Raw genomic sequence first — 25,368 nt, 5'->3', positions numbered from 1 at the left:
TGTGCCTGTATCTGAGCAAATATACACACAGCAAGAATGCGAGAGCCGTACTATGCAGATAATGCGGGTGCGGGATGTTGAGATAGTTTGTGGTGAGGTGATTAGATAATGGGATTATTATTAGGCTCAATTGCGGTTGTTATATTCACGGTTATAGTTTATTTGGTAATTTACACTCTTAATGAAGTGGATAATATATTCACAAACTCTATTGCTGTGGGGGTTGTATTTATTTTAGTTGTTTTATCATGTGCGTCATTAACCAAGTTTTATGAAAACAAAGATACTTCCAATTGTAATACAAACAATAAAATAGAGGTTATTCATGGTGAGTAAATTTAAAGTAGGCGACAAGGTTAAAATCAAACCGTGGGATATTAATGGTAGAATTTACACTATTGATGATAAAGATGCTGTACTACCTTATCTAGTTGAAGATGAAGACGGTCAAGCGTCTTGGTGGCTTGAAGAAGAGCTGGAGTTAATCAATGAATAAATACACCGAACTCCCTGACTTCGAGATTAACGAATTAGTTTCTTTTAGACTGGGTTATATACACACAAAATCATTCGACCCCTGCAACAACCCAGCCTACGCAATGCCGATTATTATTGATAATAAGATAGCCGCTGTTCCTCAACTTAATGGTGACTTATGGATTTGTAGCCGTCATCCATTTGATGCAACTACAAATAACTTATATCGCGCTGCTATGGAAGTTTATTTATTAATGAAGGATGCGGAGAATGAATAACATAAACATAGGCGATAAAGTAACTCTTATTGATGATGGCCATTCTGATTATTGCGGATATATGGATGGCGATATTTTAACGGTAATAGAAATAAATCCGCTTGATGATTTTAAATATGTCTGCGGAGATGGAATAAAACATAATTGCCGATTTAAGGAATCTGAAATACAAAAATACAATTAAATAGCATAGGTGAATTATGAAATTAATAATTCGCGGCGAAGTCACGCCCACAGAAAGGATAGCTATTAATGCGGCATTGGAAGCCCACAAAAAGAATCACAGTCGAACCGGAATAATCGTTAACCACAAAATAAAGATAGGAAAGAATATCTACCCTGTCGAAATTCAAAACTGTCAAAAGTCTTATATGGTAACAATGAGAAATAAAAGGCAGAGGATATGAATGAGTGGATATTAGAGAACGGACGCCGAAAGATAGCACGTGAATGCCGTGACAAATTAAAGCAACTCAAAAAACTCAGCGATAAACAAAGCACAGCAATACTCAAAGATTACCTACCGAAGTTTCAATTAACACTCAGCGAAAAGCACAAGAAATTCCCAGCGATCATGTGGTTGACTTATTACGTCAACTCTATCGATAAGGAGATTAATAGTGGATGACTCATATTACACAGTAGAAGAATACTCGAAGCTATTGAACCTATCAAAAAGCACTATATACAGGAAGCCATCAAAATATTACATGTTTAGAGTTGGTGGCTCTTGGCGTGCAAACAAGGAAAGCCTGAAAAAGTTTGAACAGGCGCAGTTTAACGACAATAATGTCTACCGGCTGGCTGTAGTCGGTGATGGGAGAAAAACATGCCGATCTACAAAAGAGGTAAAAAGTACTGGGTTGATATCGCAACTCCAAGCGGAGAAAGAGTTCGCAAATCGACTGGCACAGAGGAGAAAGTCAAAGCTCAAGAATATCATGACAAGCTAAAGCATGAGCTATGGCAAGTCGAAAAGCTGAATAAAGTACCGGATAGGTCATTTGAGGAAATGATGAATCTGGTGCTTCAAGATTCTGAGGGGCAAGCAACTTATGAAACAAAGCTAGCTTATGCAGAATATTTTCAGTTGATATTCAAAGGCAGGAAAATATCAACGATCACCAGTGATGAAATATCTAATTCCTTGCCTGTTTATAGCCAAATGACAAAAGGTAAGGTGTCAAATGCAACAAGGAATAGATATAGGTCTTTCATCATCAGAGCATTCTCATTAGCACACAAAATGGGGTGGCTAATGACTTCATTATACATACCTAAAATGAAGGAGCCAAAGGCTAGAGTTAGGTGGTTGCTTCCAGATGAAGCTGGAGAGCTACTATCAAAAATCAGCATTCAGTGGATGAATGACCTTGTAACTATAGCGCTAATGACTGGAATGCGAAAAAGCGAAATCCTAACGCTAACATGGAAGAATGTTGACCTCGTCAATAGAACAGCATACATCACAGCTGACAATGCAAAGTCAGGAGTTGCCAGAAGCATTCCTTTGAATGACGATGCTGTGTCAGTTCTATCAAGAATGTATGATGAAAGGATCAGCAATTGGGTTTTCTCAAACAAAAATGGAACGAGAAGAACCAATTATTATCGAGAGCATTATGACAAAGCAAAAAAGGATGCTGGTATTGTCAATTTTACCTTCCATGATTTGAGGCATACATGGGCAAGTTGGCACGCACAAAGTGGAACCCCATTAATGGTACTCAAGGAAATGGGTGGATGGGAAACTCTTGAGATGGTTCAAAAGTATGCTCACTTTAGCGGTCAACATTTAACCAAGTACAGTAGCAACGTCACAATTTCGACACAGTCAAATAGTGAAGCCAGAAAAAAGCCACACCTAACACTTTTAACTGGCTGATATGTAAGTAATATTTATTGGCGTTAAAAAATAAATAGCACTACAGCTCGTGATTACGAATCAGAATCCGCCATTATGCAAAATATGCCATTAATTACCCAAGGCAGAACCGTGATTAGCATTGCCCATCGCCTCAATACTATTATGAATGCCGATAAAATTTACGTGATACGTAATGGTGAAGTTGCCGAAGCGGAAACTCATGAGAACCTTCTAAAATTGAATGGTGTTTATGCCAATTTGTGGCAACAGCAAACACGTTAACCTGAACAAAAAAGCATCACTTACTCTTTGGGTGATGCTTTTTTCTTAAAAGTGCTTTTTTTTTAATCTATTAGATGAATTAGCGGGGTATGCACCTATGGTACTAGGGATTCAGCTAGGGTATCATTGCCCGCTGAATTACTGGCACACCCCTTCCGTTAGCAATAGTAGATATGGCAAAAGAACAAACTGACCGCACCACACTGGATTTGTTCGCAGAAGAACGCAGGCCTGGGCGACCAAAAACGAGCCCGTTGTCGCGGGATGAACAATTACGAATCAATAAACGAAATCAGCTAAAACGAGACAAAGTCAAAGGCTTACGTCGAGTTGAGCTGAAATTAAATGAAGACGCTGTCGCGGTCTTAAACCAATTAGCTGAAGAGAAAAACATAAGCCGAAGTGAGCTAATTGAAGAAATTTTGATGGCTCAACTTGAGCAGGTTAGTGAGACAATTGATCACTAGCCGTATCTGGGTAAATCACACAAATTTGACAGACTAACACTGTTTTTTTCGCCAAAATAAGGCGCAAAATTTTACCTATTTTCGTTCTATTTTTAGTTCTAGCAGAATCGGTAATTTATACTCTCTACTAGAAAAACAAGAGGTTAATCACTTTATGGCAGTTATAGGCATTTTCTTCGGAAGTGACACAGGTAACACAGAAAATATTGCCAAAATGATCCAAGAAAGATTAGGCAAAGATGTTGCAGAAGTTCACGATATTGCTAAATGCAGCAAAGAAGATATCGAAGCGTTTGATATCCTACTTCTTGGCATCCCTACGTGGTACTACGGTGAAGCTCAGTGTGATTGGGATGATTTCTTCCCAACATTGGAAGAAATTGATTTTGACGGCAAGCTTGTCGCACTGTTTGGTTGTGGAGACCAAGAAGACTACGCAGAATATTTCTGTGATGCGATGGGAACTATCCGTGACATCATTGAGCCGCGTGGTGCAGTGATCGTCGGTCATTGGCCAACTGAAGGCTACCACTTTGAAGTTTCTAAAGGTATGGCGGACGATAACCACTTTATCGGTCTTGCTATCGATGAAGATCGTCAACCAGAACTGACCGAAGAGCGTGTTGACGCTTGGGTTAAACAAATCTCTGAAGAGATGTCTCTGGCTGAAATCCTTGGCTAATAATGACATAGATTGTCAATTAAAAGCGGGAGCCATTCGATATGATGGATTAATCCCTCTATCTAATGAACTCGCTTTTAAGAACGAATCAAAATAATGAGACAATGCATGGTTTCTATTTTTATTTTCCATGCCTATAATTGTAAATCAGTTTAGAAGACAACTGGATTTTTGTTAAAAACGTCTCATTATTGTTAAATTTATGATTTAAAATACAGGACAAGCCCGCATGACAGACAATAATAAAGCATTGAAAAATGCAGGACTCAAAGTCACTCTTCCAAGATTAAAGATTTTGGAAGTACTTCAGGAGCCTGAGTGCCATCACGTCAGTGCGGAAGATCTCTACAAAAAGCTGATTGATATTGGTGAAGAAATCGGGTTAGCCACTGTTTACCGCGTATTAAACCAATTTGATGATGCTGGTATTGTGACTCGTCACAATTTCGAAGGTGGAAAATCCGTATTTGAATTAACTCAGCAACACCACCATGACCACTTGATCTGTTTAGATTGTGGCAAGGTTATCGAATTCACTGACGAATCAATCGAAAAGCGTCAGCATGACATCGCTGCTCGTCACGGTATCAAACTCTCTAACCACAGTTTATATTTGTACGGTCACTGTGCTGAAGGCGATTGTCGTGAAAATAGTGCTGCGCACGAAGCTAAATAATGACTTAATCAGGCGCGAATAACTAAAAGCGCGCTTTATTTAATGAATCATTTAATGTTAATTATACCCACTTAATGTTTATTAGTGGGTATTTTTATTTGAACATACTTAACATTTCCCTATTTCTGCTCTTTAGCTGAAAATTAGCGACTATTTTTTAAAAATACATAGCTTTATTTCTTCAGATAAAACCAAAATCATCCTCTATTCTTTAATTTGTTATGTGCTATTTTAATTTATACTAATTATCAAATTTGTGTGTAAGAGATTAAGGAATGAAGAAAACATATCTGTTTTTGAACATAAGTTTTTTCTTCTGGTTTCTTACTTTGATAGCGTGGTTTTTTAGATATACCATCGTGGCATCCGTTGCCTTTATATCTTCGATCATTTGTTTAGTTTTATACTTCAATTACAAAAAGGTTAGTCGCATGTTCAATAAAAAACAAAGCAAACCAGAACCCACTCCCACTATCAATAAAGAAGAAATCATGCAGCAAATTGCTGAGGAAAAAATGCAAGTATCGTCACCAATGATCAGCGAAGAAAAAACCAATACTATCATCGCCAAAGATGTTGTATTTGAAGGCAATATTACCTCCAATGAACAGGTTCATATCTATGGCACAGTCATTGGCAACATTGCTGGTAAAAATAATACCGTTAAAATCATGCAAAATGGTCAAGTTACCGGCAATATCACCAGCAATGAGTTGTGGGTAAACGGTAAAGTGGAAGGGGAATGTATTTCAGAAACCATTAGTATTGATACTAATGGTGAAATCTACGGCACGATTCGCTATTCAAATTTATCCATCAAAAAAGGCGGAATTTTTTCTGGTTTAGCAGAAGTCAAATCTGCGGTTAAATCAGAAGGTAATGTTGCCGTATTTAAAGAAAAATCCAAACAAGGAAAACCAGAAGCTCAAACACCTGACGTGGGTTCTTTATAATTAAATTTGTTAAATAGATGATATAGAATTGCTCGATAATAACTGATTTACCTTATTTATAGGTATTTATTGTCGAGTTATTTTGATTATACAAATTAACTCATCCCCAAAAGAACACGGCTTATACGTAATAAAAATAGAATAAAGGCGACATCTCTGCCGCCTATTATTAAATATTAATATTGTTCAAACATCTCTTGGATTTTTTTCGGATCTTTCGTTTGTGTTAATGCTAATTGCAGTAATACACGAGATTTTTGTGGATTCAATCTTTCAGATGCTACAAACCCATATTCATTATCATTCACTTCTGCGTTTCGCGTTGTATAGCCCGTCGGTACACGGCTAGAACGCACCACGACAACATCATCTTTCGCTGCATTGGCTAATGCATCAAAAATAGTTTTGTACATATTCCCGTTACCAACACCAGCACTCACAATACCTTTAGCGCCTTCTTCGCGCAGTGCTTTTACTGGTGCTGAAGATGCATTCGCATAGTTATAGACAATACCCACTTCCGGTAATTTATCTAACTTACTGACATCAAAAACAGGTTTATCACCACGAGGCTGAGGTGCTTGATAATAGGTGACTTTACCATCATGAATATAACCTTCTGCCCCCGCATTCACGGCATCAAAGGCTTGAACTTCTGTTGTGCTCATTTTCATGACATTGCGACCTTGGATCACTTTGTCATTCATCGCCATCAGCACGCCACGCTCTCCTGCAGATTTATCAGATGCTAATACGACAGCGTTGTATAGGTTCAATGGACCGTCAGCGCCCAAAGCCGTGGAAGGACGCATTGCCCCCACCATCACAATCGGTTTTTTGCAGGCAGTAGTTAAATCAAGGAAAAAGGCTGTTTCCTCCATGGTGTCAGTACCATGAGTGATCACAAAGCCATCAGTTTTATTACAATCTTGATTAATTTTTTTGGCGAGAGTTAACCAAACTTGGTCATTCATATCTTGAGAACCGATATTCACCAGCTGCTCACCACTCAGGTTAGCAATTTTTTTAGTCTCTGGTACTGCATTGAGTAAAGAGTCAATTCCTACTTTCCCTGCTTGGTAGCTTGAACCTGTTGCTGATTCTCCACCACCCGCAATGGTTCCGCCCGTTGCCAACACCGTAATATTCGGTTGTGCAAATGCTGATACGGCAAACAGTGAAACCAGTGTGGCTAACAACGCTTTATTTCGGTTTTTCATCCTATTTTCCTTTAACTAAAATTAACGAGCATAATATTAAAAATAAACTCACGTTATTATGTGGATTTAATCTGAGAGTTTTGTGATCGACTTTGTCATTTTAGTAAATTTTAATTTTTCGCTATTTTTCTGTCTTGAATAAAAAGCGTGAGCTCAGCATAAAAAGCGTGAGCACTAAGCAAAAAGCCCGTATCATAGCCGCTATCTGAAACAAGCCATTTACAAGTGACTGACAATGAGCCAAACATTTATTCCCGGCAAAGATGCCGCACTCGAAGTCTCCATTGATGCATTCCAAACCAAACTGAAAAATTTAGGATTCGATATCGAAGAAGCCTCTTGGCTGAATCCGGTTCCAAATGTTTGGTCCGTTCATATTCGTGACAAAGAGTGCCCGCTGTGCTTTACCAACGGTAAAGGCGCAAGTAAAAAAGCGGCTTTAGCCTCTGCTCTCGGTGAATATTTTGAGCGTTTATCCACCAACTATTTCTTCGCGGATTTCTATTTAGGTAAATCCATCGCAGAAGGGGATTTCGTTCATTATCCTAATGAGAAATGGTTCCCGTTAACTGAAGATGATAGCCTGCCAGCCGGTTTGCTGGATGAGCGCTTGGTTGCTTTCTATGATCCTGACAATGCACTCGCAGGAAGCCAGCTGATTGACCTGCAATCAGGTAATGAAGAACGCGGTATTTGTGCCCTGCCATTTACACGTCAATCTGATAACAGCACCGTCTATATTCCAATGAATATCGTCGGCAACTTGTATGTGTCTAATGGAATGTCAGCCGGAAACACCGCAAACGAAGCCCGTGTACAAGGGTTATCCGAAGTGTTCGAGCGCTTTGTTAAAAATAAAATTATTGCCGAAAGCATTAGTTTACCAACGATCCCTACCGATGTAATGGCTCGCTACCCTGGTGTAGTCGCAGCGATTGAAACACTGGAAAACGAAGGCTTCCCTATCTTCTGTTACGACGCCTCTTTGGGTGGACAATTCCCAGTCATCTGCGTGGTGCTGTTTAACCCACAGAACGGGACTTGTTTTGCCTCTTTCGGCGCGCACCCTGATTTTGGTGTTGCCTTAGAGCGTACAGTCACTGAATTACTGCAAGGTCGTGGACTGAAAGATTTGGACGTGTTTAACGCCCCAACCTTTGATGATGAAGAAGTTGGTGAGCACACAAACTTAGAAACTCACTTTATCGATTCTAGCGGTTTAATTAGCTGGGATATGTTTAAAGACGATGCAGATTATCCATTCGCAGACTGGAGCTTTAAAGGCACCACGACAGAAGAATTTGCAACGTTAATGGCAATCTTCAACAAACTTGACGCAGAAGTGTATATCGCTGATTACAGTCATTTAGGTGTGTATGCCTGCCGTATCTTGGTGCCAGGTATGTCAGATATCTATCCTGTAGAAGATTTGCATATTGCCAACAATGCAATGGGTGCTTACCTGCGCGACACCATTATGTCCCTTCCTGATAGTCAGTGGGAAAAAGAAGATTATCTTGCTCTCATTGAACAGTTAGATGATGACGGATTAGATGACTTTACCCGTGTGCGCGAACTATTAGGTTTGGCTGTTGGTAAAGATAATGGCTGGAGCAATCTACGTATTGGCGAATTGAAATCAATGTTAGCCTTAGCGGGTGGAGACCTTGAACAAGCATTGGCTTGGGTTGAATGGACACAAGACTTCAACAGTTCCGTATTCACGCCAGAACGCGCTAACTACTACCGCTGCTTACATACTCTGCTGCTACTTTCCCAAGAAGAAGAAAGAGAGCCAGCTCAATACTATCAAGCTTTTGTCCGTATGTATGGTCAAGAGGCGGTAGATGCGGCGTCAGCAGCAATTGCGGGTGAATCAAGCTTCTACGGATTATGGTCAATTGATGAAGAGCTCAAAGCATTACCAGCTCATCAAGGGCTTTTAGCAGCTTACGAAAAGCTACAAAAAGCGAAGCGTGCTAATGCTTAATTAGAAAACCTCCCACCAAATCCATAGGCTTGGTGGGGGTTTAAGATGATTTGAGATAAAAGCCTCTGGGCTTTTATCTTTACTTAAGCAATATTTAATTTCAATCACATAATAATTATCGAAATTCATTAACAATCATCTGTAACATTTTACTTATCGAGAGCGTTTTGAGCTGTTTTATAAAATTTTTTTATAAAATTTAAAAAATATTTTTCATATTAAAATCAAATAATTAGATGAAATTTTGACGTTTTTTATACTGTTTCCACCCCGTTCTCTCAACACTTCATGATCCACATCAAATTTATCGTCACACCCGTTTGTTACTATAATTGCGTGCTATAATTAATCAACTTTGTAAGAGAGTGTTAGTATGAAAGCTGACAACCCTTTTAATTTATTATCTCCTGCTGTCATGGCGCAAGTTGCTGATGATGCAGGTGTTTATAAAACGAACAAACACCCAGCTATTACCTACTTGTCAGCATTCACTGCTGGTATCTTTATCTCTATCGCTTTCGTTTTCTATATCACTGCAACGACAGGTGCAGCAAGTGCTCCTTACGGTTTTACTAAACTGATTGGCGGTATCTGCTTCTCCCTTGGACTAATGTTAGTTGTTGTATGCGGTGCTGACTTATTTACATCCACTGTTCTTACCATCGTATCTAAAGCAACAGGCAAAATTACTTGGGGAAAAATGTTCCTCAATTGGTTCAACGTTTATATTGGCAACTTAATTGGCGCACTGTTTTTTGTCGCTATTATTTGGTTTGCAGGCCAATATGCTGCGGCGAATGGGCAATGGGGGTTAAACGTTCTTCAAACGGCTAACTACAAATTGCACCATACTTTTGTTGAAGCTGTCTTTTTAGGTATTTTAGCTAACTTAATGGTTTGCTTAGCAGTTTGGATGAGCTATGCCGGTCGTAGCCTAACTGACAAACTGGTAGTATTAGTTCTGCCAATCGCAATGTTTGTCGCTAGTGGCTTTGAACATAGCATTGCAAATATGTTTATGATCCCTCTAGCTATCATGATTAAAGAATTCGCCCCTGTTGAATTTTGGTCAAATATCAACATGGCACCAGAACAATTTTCTAACTTAACAGTTGGAAACTTTATTACCGAAAACTTAATACCAGTAACTATCGGAAATATTATTGGCGGCGCAGTGTTAGTCGGCCTGATTTACTGGTTAATGCATCTACGTAATAGCGAAAAACATTAATCGAAATTGGTTAATATGCTCGATATTACAAGTACACAAAGATTTATTAAGATCCCTCAAAGATCCATTGTTAAAAGGTAAAAGTATCATGTCCGAATTAAATGAAAAATTCGCTTTAGCATGGCAAGGTTTTAGCCAAGGTGACTGGCAGAATAACGTCAACGTCCGTGACTTTATTCAGAAAAACTATACTCCGTATGAAGGTGATGAATCTTTCTTAGCAGGCTCTACTCCAGCGACTGATAAGCTGTGGGAAAAAGTCATGGAAGGGATCAAAATCGAAAACCGCACTCACGCGCCAGTTGATTTTGATACAGACGTTGCATCAACAATCACTTCCCATGATGCAGGTTACATTAGCAAAGACTTAGAAACTGTCGTTGGTTTACAAACTGACGCACCTCTGAAACGTGGTCTTATCCCGTTCGGTGGTATCAAAATGGTTGAAGGTTCATGTAAAGCTTACGATCGTACTTTAGATCCTAGCCTGAAAAAAATCTTCACAGAATACCGTAAAACCCATAACCAAGGTGTTTTCGATGTTTATACTCCAGACATCTTAAAATGCCGTAAATCCGGTATCTTAACCGGTTTACCAGATGCTTATGGTCGTGGTCGTATCATCGGTGACTACCGTCGCGTTGCGCTGTACGGTATTGATTTCCTGATGAAAGACAAGTTCAACCAATTCACCTCTCTGCAAGAAAGATTAGAGAAAGGTGAAGACCTGCAAATGACTATCCAACTGCGCGAAGAAATTGCAGAACAGCACCGTGCACTGGGTCAAATCAAAGAGATGGCTGCTAAATATGGCTACGACATCTCCGGTCCTGCAACTAACGCACAAGAAGCTGTTCAATGGACTTACTTCGGTTACTTAGCCGCTGTTAAATCTCAAAACGGTGCAGCGATGTCATTTGGTCGTGTATCTACGTTCTTAGACGTGTACATCCAACGTGACTTAGAAGCAGGTAAAATCACAGAAGAACAAGCGCAAGAACTGATTGACCACTTAGTCATGAAACTGCGTATGGTTCGTTTCTTACGTACTCCTGAATACGATGAGCTGTTCTCTGGTGACCCAATCTGGGCAACAGAATCACTGGCTGGTATGGGTCTTGATGGCCGTACTATGGTGACTAAAAACACTTTCCGTTTCCTGAACACACTGTATACCATGGGCCCATCTCCAGAGCCTAACATGACTATCCTGTGGTCAGAGAAACTGCCAATGAACTTCAAAAAGTTCGCAGCAAAAGTGTCTATCGATACTTCATCTGTACAGTATGAAAACGATGACTTAATGCGTCCTGACTTCAACAATGATGACTACGCAATCGCATGTTGCGTGAGCCCAATGATTGTTGGTAAACAAATGCAGTTCTTCGGTGCTCGTGCAAACTTAGCGAAAACTATGCTGTACACCATCAACGGTGGTGTGGACGAAAAACTGAAAATGCAAGTCGGTCCTAAACATGCTCCAATCATGGACGAAGTTCTTGATTTCGATACCGTGATGGACAAAATGGACCACTTTATGGATTGGTTAGCAACTCAGTACGTCACTGCGCTGAACTGCATCCACTTCATGCACGATAAATACAGCTATGAAGCAGCACTGATGGCACTTCATGACCGTGATGTTTACCGTACAATGGCATGTGGTATCGCAGGTCTATCTGTTGCAGCTGACTCACTGTCTGCAATCAAATACGCAAAAGTTAAACCAATTCGTGACGAAGATGGTATTGCTATCGACTTCGAAATCGAAGGTGAATACCCACAATTTGGTAACAACGACCCACGTGTTGATGACATCGCTTGTGACTTAGTAGAACGTTTCATGAAGAAAATCCAGAAACTGCCTACTTACCGTAACGCGGTTCCAACTCAGTCAGTTCTGACCATCACTTCTAACGTTGTGTATGGTAAGAAAACAGGTAATACCCCAGATGGTCGTCGTGCTGGCGCTCCATTCGGACCAGGTGCTAACCCAATGCACGGTCGTGACCAAAAAGGTGCGGTTGCATCACTGACTTCAGTGGCTAAACTGCCGTTTGCTTACGCGAAAGATGGTATTTCTTATACCTTCTCTATCGTTCCAAATGCATTAGGTAAAGACGACGAAGTGCGTAAAACTAACTTAGCGGGTCTGATGGATGGTTACTTCCACCATGAATCCTCTATCGAGGGTGGTCAGCACTTAAACGTGAACGTTATGAACCGCGAAATGCTGTTAGACGCAATGGAAAACCCAGAGAAATATCCGCAACTGACTATCCGTGTATCAGGATACGCTGTGCGCTTTAACTCTCTGACTAAAGAACAGCAGCAAGACGTTATTACTCGTACTTTCACCAGTACTCTGTAAGACTTTGCTAAGATTCTATAACGTAAAATAAATAAAAGGCCCCTCCCATTGGGGCCTTTCTATCTTAGTCAAAGATAACAAATTATAATTCTACATTCTGTGAGTTCCTGCTATGTCAACAACGCAAAAGACTATTCCAACGACTGAAATTTCGACCACCTCGCCACCTGCGACGTTTGGGCGAATTCACTCCTTCGAATCCTGTGGTACCGTCGACGGACCAGGGATCCGCTTTATTGTCTTCTTTCAAGGCTGCCTAATGCGCTGCCTGTATTGCCATAATCGTGATACATGGGATACCCATACCGGTAACATGGTCACTGTTGATGAGTTAATGAAAGAAGCCGTCACTTATCGCCATTTTATGAACGCTACAGGTGGTGGTGTAACCGCATCTGGTGGTGAAGCTATTTTACAGGCTGATTTTGTCCGTGATTGGTTCCGCGCTTGTAAAAAAGAAAACATCCATACCTGTTTAGACACTAATGGATTTGTTCGTCGTTATGACCCCGTCATTGATGAGCTGATGGAAGTCACTGATCTTGTCATGCTTGACTTAAAACAGCTTGATGATGAGATCCACCAAAAACTCGTCGGTGTTTCCAATCATCGCACCTTAGAATTTGCTCGCTACCTCGCTAAACGCAATCAAAAGACCTGGATCCGCTATGTCGTTGTCCCTGGCTGGAGTGACGATGATCACTCAGTCCATATGCTCGGTGAGTTTGTCAAAGATATGGATAATATCGAGAAAATTGAACTGCTCCCTTACCATGAGCTGGGTAAACACAAATGGGAAACCATGGGTGAAGAATACAAACTTGATGGCGTGAGACCACCATCAAAAGAAGTGATGGAAAGAGTAAAAAGCATCCTCGAAAGCTACGGCAAAAAAGTCATGTACTAATTTAAAATGGGGCTTCCTTCGGGGAGCCTCTTTATTATCCCTTCTTCTACACTACCCCACCTATTTCCTCGTAACCAGATTACTCTGCTTTGATAATGTTGAGTTTTTAGGCATAATCCCCAAGTTAAATTTAATTTATAAATCAATAGCAGCATAACACTATAATAAACATTGCTAATTCATCACTACCAATAGGTCATTTACCATGAATAATGAACACGATCATGTCGATAACGACATATCACCTGTAGCGCCAGCACCTGAAACACCATCACTTCAAGAGCCCGTTGATAGCTTTGTATTTACGCCTGAACCTCGCGCCGTTCAAGCAGGAGAAGGCGTTGAATGGATCAGCCAAGCGTGGGCGCTGGTCAAAGAAAAATTAGGCATGTGGATCCTGATTAACGTTGTCTTTTTCCTGATTATCTTCGCCATGGCTTTTCTACCCATTGTCAGCATGTTTGTGAGTTTTGTTACTCCCGTTTTCGTCGGGGGGATCATTGCGATTTGTGAAAACCAACGCAAAACTGGCGAAGCGGATATTGGTTTACTTTTCTCTGGGTTCCAAAAGAAATTTGGTGAGCTATTTGCCATCGGCGCCATAAACTTTGCTGCCAATATGGTCGGAATGTTAATTGCATTTCTGATTGCTGGTTCGGCCATTTTTAGCTTAGTGATGCAAGCTGACCAATACGATGGTATTTCAGATGCAGCCTTATTTGCATCAACTGGAACATTTGTTTTTGCGGGCATTGTCATGGCATTAGCTAGCTTATTTGGCACTGCACTAACATGGTTTGCTCCCGCTCTTATCATGAATCATGATTTCAAAATTGGCACATCCATCTCCGCCAGCTTACAAGCAGTGAAGAAAAACCTATTACCTGGTTTCTTATTCTTCCTGATTGCCATGGTGCTAATGTTTGTCTCCATTATCCCATTCGGCTTAGGATTATTTATCTCGATGCCAATTATGTACGCAACTTACTACAGTACGTACCGCAGTATCTTTTTTACCGAGTCTAAACAGTCACAAACCAGTTCATTGATTGTGTAATTAAAGCGGACGAAGCTCACTAATTTCTTTGGAAGTTTTGCACTGAGCTCATCAACATTGACTGAAATTATCTCCTGACACCTCAGCGTTAAGTTACAACGATGAGGTGTTTTTTAATTACTAAAATCAGTAAATAAAATCATTTATAACAACAAGTTAGTCCGTCAAGCTATTATCCAGAATTAGGACTAACTTTTTTCCACTTCTTAAAAAATATTGGTTAGTATTTCGTCGTCAACCGCTCGGGATAAGGATCGATATGTCTATTCACTTAGTTTCTAAACCCCATGATTCTGCATTCAAAGGCTTTATGACTAAGCTTGGTAATGCAAGGGATTTCTTCGAGGCACATTTACCAAGTCGTATTACACAATACTGTAATTTCGATACTTTAATACTAACGAGTGCTTCATTTATAGATAAAACGCTGCGTTCTCGCTTGTCTGATTTGCTCTATAGAGTCGAAACAAAACAAGGTTCGGGTTACTTCTATCTATTAGTTGAGCACCAATCGACTCCAGATAAATTAATGGGCTGGCGCTTAATGCATTACGCGTTCTCCGCAATGAATCAACATCTACAACAGGGTCATCATGCTTTACCCCTTATCGTCCCTATTCAGTTTTATCATGGTGATCCGTCGCCTTACCCTTATTCACGCTCATGGACAGACTGCTTTCAGTGGTCAGATTTAGCCCATGACCTTTATTGTAATCCCCTACCACTAATTGACGTAAATGCTGTCAGCGATGATGAAATTCTTACCCACCGGAAGGTGGCTGCAATGGAGTTAGCGTTCAAGTATTCAATCCGACAGGGTGATATTGTTCTGCTATCTAAACGCTTAGCACATGTGATTAAAGAAAATGAAAATCATCGAGATGATGTGATTCTAATTATTAACTATCTATTTAGTGTGATGGATTCCACTGATTACACTCAAATAGTACAGGCTTTAATCAATCAAACTGAAAAATATGAGGAAACTATTATGAATATTGCACAGAGACTCAGGGATGAAGGAATGCAAAAAGGTATAGAGCAAGGCATAGAGCAAGGTATAGAGCAGGCGAGAAAAGAAGAAATTATTAACACTCGTCAACGCATGAGGTCACTGGTCATAACGAGTTTAAGCCTGGGGCTCAGTATTGATGTTATTAGCCAAATCTCGGGATTGTCCCATTCAGAAATTCAAGTGTTGAGCTTATAACTTAACCACTTATTTTTACAATAAAAAAGGCTGAGCCCAGTCTAAAACCAAGCTCAGCCTTCAACATCAAATATATCAATTAGCCGATATATTCTAAGCCTTTCATATATGGACGTAAAACCGCTGGCACTTCAATGCGTCCATCCGCTTGCTGATAGTTTTCTAACACAGCAACCAGAGTACGACCCACCGCTAAACCAGAACCATTCAATGTATGAACCAGTTGGGTTTTCTTGTCACTCTTACCACGGAAACGCGCTTGCATACGGCGAGCTTGGAAGTCCCACATGTTTGAGCAAGAAGAAATCTCACGGTATGTATTTTGCGCTGGCAGCCAAACTTCTAAATCGTAAGTTTTGCGTGAACCAAAGCCAATATCCCCAGTACACAGCAGCACTTTACGGTATGGCAGCTCCAGTAATTGCAGAACTTTTTCCGCGTGACCAGTTAACTCTTCCAGTGCTGCCATAGATTTCTCAGGGTGCACGATTTGCACTAATTCAACTTTATCAAATTGGTGCATACGGATAAGACCACGAGTATCACGACCATAAGAGCCCGCTTCTGAACGGAAACATGGTGTATGAGCCGTCATTTTCAGAGGAAGTGAATCTTCATCTAAAATTTCATCACGCACTAAGTTAGTTACTGGCACTTCTGCAGTTGGAATCAGTGCATAAGTGCTGCTATCCGCTTCTTCTTCCAACGGTTTAGTGTGGAATAAATCTTCACCAAATTTCGGCAGCTGACCAGTACCATACAGTGTGTCATGGTTAACTAAATAAGGAACATACAGCTCTTGATAACCATGTTGTTCAGTGTGTAAATCCAGCATAAATTGCGCTAATGCACGGTGCATACGCGCAATTTGACCTTTCATCACAACAAAACGAGCACCTGTCAATTTCACTGCCGCTGGAAAATCTAAACCACCAGCCAGTTCACCTAAGCTCACATGATCTTTGACTTCAAAATCATATTGGCGAGGTTGCCCCCAACGAGTGATTTCTAAGTTTTCTGAGTCATCTTTACCGTCAGGCACTTCATCATCAGGAATATTCGGGATACTTAATGCAATATCACGGATTTCTTGTTGCAGCTTATCTAACTCTGCTTTAGCAGCATCCAATTTTTCGCCTAATTGGTTCACTTCCAAACGCAATGGCTCAATGTCTTCACCACGCGCTTTCGCTGCACCAATAGTTTTCGATCGCGAGTTACGGTCTGCTTGCAGGGTTTCAGTTTCAACTTGTAAAACTTTGCGGCGTTCTTCTAATTCACGCAGCTTTTCCACATCAAGGGTAAAACCCCTGCGAGCCAGTTTTGTAGCAACCGCGTCTAGCTCCGTACGCAGTAAATTTGGATCGAGCATGCTTATCCTGTGATTTTGTTAGTCAATTGTGAGAGCGAATATAACGCGCTCCGGCGTTATATTTAGAATATTTTATTGCTTTATAACCTTACCGCATTGACCCGATTAGCGATAGCGTTTTGTTGTGCTAATTTGATCTTGTTGGGCTAACCAGTCGAGTTTTTCAGCAATTTTGCCTTCTAGCCCGCGTGCCGTTGGGTAATAGTATTGCGTCGCTTTCATCGGTTCAGGGAAATAGTTTTCACCCGCCGCATAAGCATTAGGTTCATCGTGAGCATAACGATACTCTTTACCGACACCTAACTCTTTCATTAATTTGGTAGGGGCATTTCTTAAATGTTCAGGAACATCATAATCTGGCTGCATTTGAGCATCTTTAATTGCGGCTTTATATGCAGTGTAAACGGCATTACTTTTCGGTGCGCATGCAAGATAAACAATGGCTTGAGCAATCGCTCGCTCCCCTTCCGCCGGGCCTACACGAGTAAAACAATCCCATGCTGAAATCGCCACTTGCATAGCTCGAGGGTCGGCATTCCCGACATCTTCAGAGGCAATCGCTAATAAACGACGAGCCACATATAGAGGATCACCGCCCGCGGTAATAATCCGAGCATACCAATAAAGCGCAGCATCGGGAGCTGAACCACGAACTGATTTATGCAACGCAGAAATCAAATCATAGTAACGGTCACCCTTATTATCGAAACGCGCTGCGCGTTCACCACTCACTTCTTTGAGCAACTCGGCAGTTAACACTCGTTGACCTTGGTTATCCGCCTCCGCCATATCCGACATCATTTCCAGCAGATTCAATGAGCGCCTTGCATCCCCATTAACCAAGTCAGCGATCATTTTTCGGGTACTATCTGGAAGAACGATATTTTGTCCACCTAAACCCCGGGTGCTATCGCCCAATGCCTGTAACAGCACTTCTTCAATTTCACTACTTTCTAAGGATTTTAATAGATAGACTCTTGCGCGAGAAAGCAGTGCCGAGTTGAGTTCGAATGATGGGTTTTCGGTAGTCGCACCAATAAAAGTGATGGTACCGTCTTCAATATGAGGTAAAAAAGCATCTTGCTGGCTTTTATTAAAGCGGTGAACTTCATCCACAAACAAAATGGTTCTTCGCCCTGCACTGCGATTTTGGCGCGCTTTTTCGATAGATTCACGGATCTCTTTGATCCCTGAAGTTACCGCAGAAATACGCTCGATATCCGCTTGTGCATAGTGACCAATAATTTCAGCCAACGTAGTTTTCCCCGTTCCCGGAGGTCCCCACAAGATCATTGAGTGTAAATGACCCGCCTTAATCGCACGTGGTAATGGTTTACCTTCGGCAAGTAAATGTGTTTGACCAATATATTGCTCAAGCGTTTCTGGCCGCATACGCGCAGCCAGAGGTTGGAATTCATTTTGTGAAAAATCGAGAGATAAGTTACCCACGAGACCCTCTTTACTCCCTAGATATTAGTGAGCGCGAGAACGCTGGTCATCCAATGTGACCCCTTTTGGTACTGTAAATTTGAATTTACTTGGGTCAACTGGGCCATTTTTTTGCTGTTTTAATTGATAGGCGCTGGTTTGTCCGTCTTGTTCAACCGCAGCAAATTTCTCAATCGTCCCTTTTGGGTTAACCGTAATAGAGAAACTTTTTAATGTCCCGTTAGATTGTTTTGGTTTCAGATCAAACGTATTGCCTTGTTGGACAATAGAATACTGTTTCCAATCCTGCGGATTGTTGCGAGTTAATAGCAGGAATGGCGTATCTTGGGTAGCATCAGCTAAGTTTGTCACCGTCACTTGCTCAACAAATGGGTTGTAAAACCACAGGTTTTTACCGTCTGATACCAGAACACTTTCATCCGGCGAAGTCATATTCCAGTTAAATAAGTTAGGTCGTTCAATCCACAAGTCACCGACACCCTCTTGGATAAGATCACCTTCAGGGCTAGTTACTTTCTGAGAAAAGCTCGCTTGGAAGCTATTCACTTTACTCAGACGATCTTGAAGGTCTTGACTCGCATCTGCCAATACTTGACCTACGTTTAAACTCAGGGCTAATGCACCTAACAACATCATTTTTTTCATCGAGAAAAGACCTTAAAATTAATACCACAAGGGGCGTATGTCTTTATACACCCCTTGAATTAAACCAGCAATTATCACATGAAATATTAATATCCCATTGATGGCGGGGCTAATACTTCTCGGTTTCCATTATGCCCCGGTTCACTGACAATCCCTTGGTCTTCCATTTGCTCAACAATCCGAGCTGCGCGGTTGTAACCGATACGGAATTGACGTTGTACACCGGAGATGGATACCCTTTGTTTTTCAACAACAAATTCGACAGCTTGATCAAATAACGGGTCGAGATCCTCATCACCATTATCTGAACTTCCACCGCCTTCACTATCATCGCTACATGTCGTGATGCTATCAATATATTGCGGTTTCCCGCGTGCTTTCCAATCATTTACGACAGCGTGAACTTCTTGGTCACGGACAAATGCACCGTGAACACGCACTGGAATCGATGAGTTTGGTGGCAGATACAACATATCCCCCATACCCAGCAGTGATTCAGCACCACCTTGGTCAAGAATAGTGCGCGAGTCAATCTTACTCGATACCGTAAAGGCAATACGCGTTGGAATATTGGCTTTAATTAACCCAGTAATGATGTCAACCGATGGACGTTGGGTCGCTAAAACGAGGTGGATACCGGCTGCACGCGCTTTTTGTGCTAAACGAGCAATCAACTCTTCCACTTTCTTCCCTGCGGTCATCATTAAGTCCGCAAATTCGTCCACCATCACCACGATATAAGGTTCTTTTTTCAGCATTGGATGTTCCATATCCATACTGTCGCCAGGCTTCCAGAATGGATCTGGGATTGGGCGATTCATATCCGCTGCCGCTTTAATTTTGTCGTTGTAACCCGCGAGATTACGTACGCCTAATGCTGACATCAGTTTATAACGGCGTTCCATTTCATTGACACACCAGCGCAGCGCATTTGCCGCATCTTTCATGTCAGTAACGACTTCAGTTAACAGGTGCGGGATCCCTTCATAGATAGAAAGTTCCAGCATTTTCGGGTCTATCATAATAAAGCGAACATCTTCAGGCTTCGCTTTATATAAGATACTCAGGATCATCGCATTGACCCCAACCGATTTACCGGATCCCGTTGTACCCGCCACTAATAAGTGCGGCATTTTTGCCAAATCGGCAACAACTGGATCACCTTCGATATCTTTCCCTAAAACAATCGTCAGCGGCGATGGATTTTTTCTAAAATCATCACAGTCTAAAACTTCACTCAAATAAACGGTTTGACGTTTTTCATTCGGTAACTCTAAACCAACATAGGGTTTACCTGGAATCACCTCAACAACACGAACCGCTGTTGTCGACAATGAACGCGCAAGATCTCGGGATAACGTGGAAATTCGAGCTGCTTTCACTCCCGGCGCAAGATCCAACTCAAAACGGGTGATTACGGGACCTGGAGAGAAGCCAACCACTTCAGCTTTAACCCGATAATCGTTCAAGCGCGCTTCAATTAACCTTGCGGTTTGCTCTAATTTGAACATATCCACTGGCTCTTCTTGCTCTGGTGGACTCGCCAGTAGGTCAAGCGACGGCATTGGCGTCGTTGGTTTCGGTAACGGTTGGTCGTTACGTACTAAGAATGGGTGGAATAAACTATCCTGCTGTGGCTGCTGTGGCTGCTGTGGCTGCTGTGGCTGCTGTGGCTGCTGTGGCTGCTGTGCTGCAGTTTGAGGCTGCCCCGCAGGATGAGCAACAAATTCATTTCCATTATTTGCCGGTGTTATTGGCTGTTCTTGCGTTATCGAATGTGCTTGCACTGGCGGTTCGGTAAATGACGGCATAAACAGCGGCGCTGCAGGTTCATCATCGACTAAATCATCCACCGGCGAGAAACGCTCAAATGCCGATAATGGCGTACTTAAATCAATTTTAGGTTCAAAATCATCCAGATCATTATCCTGCTCATGCTCATCATCAGCATGGGCAGTAAAGCGATGGATATCTGAAGGTGAAGTTGGCTCTATTTGCTTTGTAGGCTCAAAAGCTGGCGTAAATGCTGGAGCAGAAGCCCAACGATGTTCAATTTCTGGCTGAGTAAACGTACTCGCAGGCATATAATCTTGATGAGTTTCTGGCTCTGGCGCAATATCTGAAGCGGCAACAGAATCAACCGCAGGCTGGTTAACCTGGAATGCAGCGTCAAACTCCTGCATATCCGTATCTGGCTCGCCGTAGCGTTGACGTTGCTGCTCTAAGAATTGAACGCGCAACAACCTTTCTTGCTCTAGCTCATCATTAGTTTTCACTTCATTTTCAGGTTCTTCAGTCGCAGACCATTGCTGATATACCTGCTCACGCTGAGATGCCTCTTCTTGACGACGTTGAAGCTCTGCATCACGCTGAGATGGAATACGAATACCATACAGCTCACGGCGAGTCGGTAAACGAACTGGATTTGGACGAGGTAATTCTGGTTCCAGATTCTTTTTCACTTGCGCGTGGCGTTCCATCGCTGCAATCGAAATACCCGCAGCTGCTAGTGCCGCAGGATCAGCAACACGGCTAGTTACCGAAGATTCACTCTCATCAGGGCTTCCCATATCAATGGTTGGCTCTAAAGGTGTAAACTGTGGCGATGTAAATACTGGGGCTGTAGGCTTAGACTCAAAAACAGGTTCCGGAGCAAAAACGGGCTCAGGCGTAAATGTTGGTTCTTGAGGCATAACAGGCGCAGGAGAAGATGCCTGAGTCGGTGCCACTTGAGGCTGATAATCATCAGGCACTTCAAAATGGTAAGTTTGCGGCTCTTTGGTCGCTGAAGGCTCTTCTGTCGCGGAAAATGTCGGTAAAGCTGTATTTTCTGCTGGTTGAGCAATAAAGGTAGGCTGCTCTGCCAAAGAAGCGCTTGGCTGGGCTTGCTCAATAATGGATTGCGGCGCAGCCGTTAATAGAGGATCCGCCATAACCTGTGGCTCAGTCGCAAGCTGCACATCCTCAGAAACGAGCTCAGAGACTGTTGGGGCGGAAAACAGAACATCATCCGCATCAAATTGTTGGTTTTCATCATTTGCTTGATGTTCAGCGATTTGAGCACGCTGTAGCGCCTCTTCCGTCTCTTCAACATCATAATCGTAGTCATCAAGTTCATCACCACGGGCACGGTTTGTTAGCAATGTGATAGGAAGTAATATCCCTGCCCCTATTTTTTCTGCGATCGTCAGCCAAGACCAACCCGTGAATAGGGTGAAACTGATTGCCCAGAGGAATAACAGCGCTAAGGTAGCGCCCAATGAGTTAAACCACGGCATAATTGCATTACTGAATACACTACCAATGACCCCGCCAGAGGCGAAGTTGGGTAAATCATCAAAGTTGAGCGCGGCTAAACCACAAGATGAAAGGATCAGCGCTAACCCGCCAATGAGGCGTAAAGAGAGCGAGAAAAAGTCAATATAGCGGCGTTGGCTTTCATAGTGATAAATTGCCCAACACCCGAGTAACAATAATGGCGGGATCGCAAACGCGAGAATACCAAATGCAGAAAACAGGATATCCGCACTCCATGAGCCAATACTTCCCCCTAAATTTTTAACGGGGGCATCCCAGTTAGTTTGCGACCAACTCGGGTCAGAAGGATTAAAACTCCATAGCGCGACCATAAGAAAAATCGCACAGAGGCAGATTGCCAACAAAATCACCTCTAATAGCCGTCTACCGCTACTGAGCTTTTTAAATTTGATGTACTTATCTTCGGTATATTCTTGGCTCATTATTGTTTCTTTACTGACTGATGTTCTTGCTTAATACGTGATTATCCTATGATTATTCTAACACTAATCCCCTAAACGCGCCTGCATTAAGACGATTAAGACAAATTATCACACCATAGAGACCATAAGACTCAGTATTTCATCTTACGAATAGGGTTTCAAACTCTATTTAAGGTCAAAATTCTTAATTGTTTATAGCTTTAAAATCAATAAATTGAAATGAAAATTTCTGACTAATTTTGAGTCTATCGCGGACAGTGACAAGAGAATGTTCGAAAAAGAACCATTGGGAGAATTAAAGAGAAAAATTATGGCGCTTAAAAACGGAACAACGCTGAGTAAACCCAGCGTTGAAACAGCAGTGCGACAACAATGCAGATTGCTGTGCAGGAATGATGAACACAAAGTGCAATTAGCGAGTTTTAATCACTAAACGGTTGCTTTGTTTCACTTCTTCCATAACTACGTAGGTACGAGTGTCATTTACACCCGGAAGGCGTAATAACGTTTCACCTAGCAGTTTACGATATGCGGACATATCTGGCACACGCGTTTTCAACAGATAGTCAAAGTCACCGGAAACGAGGTGACACTCTTGAATTTCTTCAAGTTTTTGAACTGCTGTGTTGAATTGTTCGAACACATCTGGCGCGCCACGGTTTAAAGTGATTTCAACGAAAACCAGCAGCGATGCATCTAAATAATGTGGATTCAACAGTGCGGTATAACCAGAAATGAAACCCTGTCTTTCAAGACGACGAACACGCTCTAAACATGGCGTTGGAGATAAACCAACACGCTTAGATAGTTCAACGTTAGAGATACGCCCGTCTTTTTGCAATTCGTTCAGTATATTCCTGTCAATACGGTCAAGGTCTTTGCCAGGACGCTTTTTATTGTCAATCATCTCTTATCTCTCTTTCTTTAATTGTTATTTTCTACATCTTATAAAACGGCACCATCTATACGTCAGTCTTCCTAAGCGGACTAGCGGGCGTGGAACCTATTCTATTCGTCATAACTGAAGTTCTCGTAAACCGAAACATATTTACTTTTGGAGCGGCTTACAATCGTCGCGACATTGCTTGAATGTGTGACGTAAAGTTAATTTTCCAGTAAGAACAAAAATGCGCCATTTCCATTGACCTGCTAGATAATTAACTCTTAGATAGATGTTTTCGCAAATGCGCAGCCGATTGTCAAAGTAAATGAATAAAAATCAGTACAAGATTTCGGTTTTTTTTTCAGTAAAACGTTTCGCAGACGCAATTCAAGATAATTCCTAAAATTACCGTTTCGTGATTAAAGCACTTTCCCTCTCATTATTTAACTCTTAATTGGTATTGCCTATCAGAATGATTTGTACCCTTCCGATGAATGAATGGTTAAATCACTTTTGTTACCCCCCTATTTCTCCTACAATCGTCCTTATGCTTTTTTGAGACTAAAAAGAGGAATTCATGAGCACAACCACACATCGCAAGTTAATCATTTTAGGTTCAGGCCCTGCCGGTTATACCGCAGCCGTTTACGCAGCTCGCGCAAATTTACACCCTGCACTGATTACTGGGGTGGAAAAAGGCGGTCAATTAACCACAACCACGGAAGTTGAAAACTGGCCGGGTGATCCTGAAGGCTTAACCGGTCCAGGACTCATGGAACGCATGCATACTCATGCGGAAAAATTCGAAACTGAAATCATCAACGACCACATTACAAAAGTGGATTTTCAGCAGCGCCCTTTCCGCCTGTTTGGTGATGATACAGAATATACGTGTGACGCATTGATCATTGCGACAGGCGCATCTGCTCGTTACATCGGTCTGCCATCAGAAGAAGCATTTAAAGGTCGCGGGGTTTCTGCTTGTGCAACTTGTGACGGTTTCTTCTATCGTAACCAAAAAGTTGCGGTTGTCGGTGGTGGTAATACTGCCGTTGAAGAAGCACTGTATCTTTCTAATATCGCGTCTGAAGTACATTTAATTCACCGTCGCGATAGCTTTAGAGCGGAAAAAATTCTGGTTAATCGTCTGATGGATAAAGTTGAAAATGGGAACATCGTTCTACATACCGACAATACATTAGACGAAGTTCTGGGTGATGATATGGGCGTTACAGGCGTTCGTTTACGTTGCACCAAAACCAATAAAACGGAAGATGTTGCTGTCATGGGCGCCTTTATTGCTATCGGTCATAGCCCTAACACCGCAATTTTTGACGGTCAATTAGCCTTAAATAATGGCTATATTAAAGTGCAATCCGGCACCAACGGTAACGCAACTCAAACATCCGTTGAAGGAATTTTTGCTGCTGGCGATGTTATGGATCACATCTACCGCCAAGCAATTACTTCAGCCGGTACTGGCTGCATGGCAGCATTAGATGCGGAACGTTACCTAGACGGGTTAGCAGACAAGAAATAATTTTTTAATCTAAAAATAGAAGCCCCATTTTTGCGTTGTCGTTCATTAAGTTCGCAGCGAAATAGAATGGG

General features: G+C 41.8%; 25 protein-coding genes. 19 read left to right on the top strand and 6 right to left on the bottom strand.

The features are described 5' to 3' along the window. Positions 1–108: 108 nt before the first annotated feature. From JK188_RS01820 to JK188_RS01765, 12 genes are all read left to right on the top strand, one after another. Entirely contained in the window at positions 109–336 is a 228-nt protein-coding gene (locus tag JK188_RS01820) for a hypothetical protein (protein ID WP_211885045.1), read from the top strand. Continuing rightward, positions 326–496: a hypothetical protein gene (locus JK188_RS01815; protein ID WP_211885043.1), complete on the top strand. Its 171-nt coding sequence runs from the start codon at positions 326–328 to the stop codon at positions 494–496. Before JK188_RS01820 ends, JK188_RS01815 begins: the two co-directional genes overlap by 11 nt. Then, positions 489–755, top strand: coding sequence for a phage protein NinX family protein (locus JK188_RS01810; protein ID WP_211885042.1), 267 nt, complete (start codon positions 489–491; stop codon positions 753–755). Before JK188_RS01815 ends, JK188_RS01810 begins: the two co-directional genes overlap by 8 nt. Beyond that, positions 748–939 carry a hypothetical protein gene (locus tag JK188_RS01805; protein WP_211885041.1) on the top strand — a complete coding sequence of 64 codons (192 nt, stop codon included), beginning with the start codon at positions 748–750 and terminating at the stop codon, positions 937–939. The genes JK188_RS01810 and JK188_RS01805 overlap by 8 nt, the downstream gene beginning before the upstream one ends. 16 nt (positions 940–955) lie before the next feature. Continuing rightward, positions 956–1,162, top strand: a complete 207-nt coding sequence (locus tag JK188_RS01800; RefSeq protein ID WP_154633740.1) for a DUF4060 family protein — start codon at positions 956–958, stop codon at positions 1,160–1,162. After that, entirely contained in the window at positions 1,159–1,383 is a 225-nt protein-coding gene (locus JK188_RS17930; RefSeq protein WP_211885040.1) for a hypothetical protein, read from the top strand. Before JK188_RS01800 ends, JK188_RS17930 begins: the two co-directional genes overlap by 4 nt. Positions 1,384–1,584: 201 nt before the next feature. Continuing rightward, positions 1,585–2,640 carry a tyrosine-type recombinase/integrase gene (locus tag JK188_RS17925; protein WP_154639021.1) on the top strand — a complete coding sequence of 352 codons (1,056 nt, stop codon included), beginning with the start codon at positions 1,585–1,587 and terminating at the stop codon, positions 2,638–2,640. Between the two features lie 75 nt (positions 2,641–2,715). Further along, on the top strand, positions 2,716–2,904 hold the full coding sequence (locus tag JK188_RS01785) for a hypothetical protein (protein ID WP_211885039.1): 189 nt from the start codon (positions 2,716–2,718) through the stop codon (positions 2,902–2,904). Between the two features lie 173 nt (positions 2,905–3,077). After that, positions 3,078–3,371 (top strand): LexA regulated protein, encoded by a 294-nt coding sequence (gene ybfE, locus JK188_RS01780; RefSeq protein ID WP_006662178.1) that lies wholly within the window; start codon positions 3,078–3,080, stop codon positions 3,369–3,371. A gap of 154 nt (positions 3,372–3,525) precedes the next feature. Next, a complete protein-coding gene (fldA, locus tag JK188_RS01775; RefSeq protein ID WP_036951795.1) occupies positions 3,526–4,053 on the top strand; it encodes a flavodoxin FldA in 528 nt (175 codons plus the stop codon). 229 nt (positions 4,054–4,282) lie between these two features. After that, positions 4,283–4,729 (top strand): ferric iron uptake transcriptional regulator, encoded by a 447-nt coding sequence (fur, locus tag JK188_RS01770; protein ID WP_036951797.1) that lies wholly within the window; start codon positions 4,283–4,285, stop codon positions 4,727–4,729. 431 nt (positions 4,730–5,160) lie between these two features. Then, positions 5,161–5,682 carry a bactofilin family protein gene (locus JK188_RS01765; protein WP_230082503.1) on the top strand — a complete coding sequence of 174 codons (522 nt, stop codon included), beginning with the start codon at positions 5,161–5,163 and terminating at the stop codon, positions 5,680–5,682. Positions 5,683–5,858: 176 nt separating this feature from the next. Here the strand turns inward: JK188_RS01765 and ansB are convergent, their stop codons facing one another. After that, positions 5,859–6,902 carry an L-asparaginase 2 gene (gene ansB, locus JK188_RS01760; protein WP_211885038.1) on the bottom strand — a complete coding sequence of 348 codons (1,044 nt, stop codon included), beginning with the start codon at positions 6,900–6,902 and terminating at the stop codon, positions 5,859–5,861. A 235-nt stretch (positions 6,903–7,137) separates the two neighbouring features. On the opposite strand from ansB, the gene ycaO reads away from it, so the two are divergent. The 6 genes from ycaO (at position 7,138) to JK188_RS01730 (ending at position 15,668) form a co-directional block, all read left to right on the top strand. Then, positions 7,138–8,892 (top strand): 30S ribosomal protein S12 methylthiotransferase accessory factor YcaO, encoded by a 1,755-nt coding sequence (gene ycaO, locus JK188_RS01755; RefSeq protein ID WP_211885037.1) that lies wholly within the window; start codon positions 7,138–7,140, stop codon positions 8,890–8,892. A gap of 373 nt (positions 8,893–9,265) precedes the next feature. Then, entirely contained in the window at positions 9,266–10,123 is an 858-nt protein-coding gene (gene focA / locus JK188_RS01750; RefSeq protein WP_036951809.1) for a formate transporter FocA, read from the top strand. Positions 10,124–10,211: 88 nt separating this feature from the next. After that, positions 10,212–12,494: a formate C-acetyltransferase gene (gene pflB / locus JK188_RS01745; RefSeq protein ID WP_211885036.1), complete on the top strand. Its 2,283-nt coding sequence runs from the start codon at positions 10,212–10,214 to the stop codon at positions 12,492–12,494. A gap of 112 nt (positions 12,495–12,606) precedes the next feature. Beyond that, entirely contained in the window at positions 12,607–13,401 is a 795-nt protein-coding gene (gene pflA / locus JK188_RS01740; protein WP_154628552.1) for a pyruvate formate lyase 1-activating protein, read from the top strand. Between the two features lie 205 nt (positions 13,402–13,606). Beyond that, on the top strand, positions 13,607–14,458 hold the full coding sequence (locus JK188_RS01735) for a BPSS1780 family membrane protein (RefSeq protein WP_211885035.1): 852 nt from the start codon (positions 13,607–13,609) through the stop codon (positions 14,456–14,458). Between the two features lie 259 nt (positions 14,459–14,717). After that, complete coding sequence (locus JK188_RS01730; RefSeq protein WP_211885033.1) at positions 14,718–15,668, top strand: Rpn family recombination-promoting nuclease/putative transposase; 951 nt, start codon at positions 14,718–14,720, stop codon at positions 15,666–15,668. A 79-nt stretch (positions 15,669–15,747) separates the two neighbouring features. Here JK188_RS01730 and serS read toward each other — a convergent pair whose 3' ends face one another. From serS to lrp, 5 genes are all read right to left on the bottom strand, one after another. After that, positions 15,748–17,040, bottom strand: coding sequence for a serine--tRNA ligase (gene serS / locus JK188_RS01725; protein ID WP_132494457.1), 1,293 nt, complete (start codon positions 17,038–17,040; stop codon positions 15,748–15,750). Between the two features lie 105 nt (positions 17,041–17,145). Continuing rightward, on the bottom strand, positions 17,146–18,489 hold the full coding sequence (locus JK188_RS01720; RefSeq protein ID WP_036951822.1) for a replication-associated recombination protein A: 1,344 nt from the start codon (positions 18,487–18,489) through the stop codon (positions 17,146–17,148). A 24-nt stretch (positions 18,490–18,513) separates the two neighbouring features. Next, positions 18,514–19,134 (bottom strand): outer membrane lipoprotein chaperone LolA, encoded by a 621-nt coding sequence (gene lolA, locus JK188_RS01715; RefSeq protein ID WP_211885031.1) that lies wholly within the window; start codon positions 19,132–19,134, stop codon positions 18,514–18,516. An 86-nt stretch (positions 19,135–19,220) separates the two neighbouring features. Continuing rightward, positions 19,221–22,874, bottom strand: coding sequence for a DNA translocase FtsK 4TM domain-containing protein (locus JK188_RS01710; protein ID WP_211888622.1), 3,654 nt, complete (start codon positions 22,872–22,874; stop codon positions 19,221–19,223). A gap of 412 nt (positions 22,875–23,286) precedes the next feature. Next, entirely contained in the window at positions 23,287–23,781 is a 495-nt protein-coding gene (lrp, locus tag JK188_RS01705; RefSeq protein WP_004918089.1) for a leucine-responsive transcriptional regulator Lrp, read from the bottom strand. 553 nt (positions 23,782–24,334) lie between these two features. Between lrp and trxB the strand changes: the two genes are divergently transcribed. Next, complete coding sequence (gene trxB / locus JK188_RS01700; RefSeq protein ID WP_211885029.1) at positions 24,335–25,297, top strand: thioredoxin-disulfide reductase; 963 nt, start codon at positions 24,335–24,337, stop codon at positions 25,295–25,297. The last annotated feature ends 71 nt before the right edge of the window (positions 25,298–25,368 follow it).

It is taken from the genome of Providencia sp. JGM181, assembly GCF_018257375.1.
Taxonomy (GTDB): Bacteria; Pseudomonadota; Gammaproteobacteria; order Enterobacterales; family Enterobacteriaceae; genus Providencia; species Providencia lanzhouensis.
Note: the sequence above shows the minus strand (reverse complement) of the source record. Positions and strands in the feature narration are given on the sequence as shown.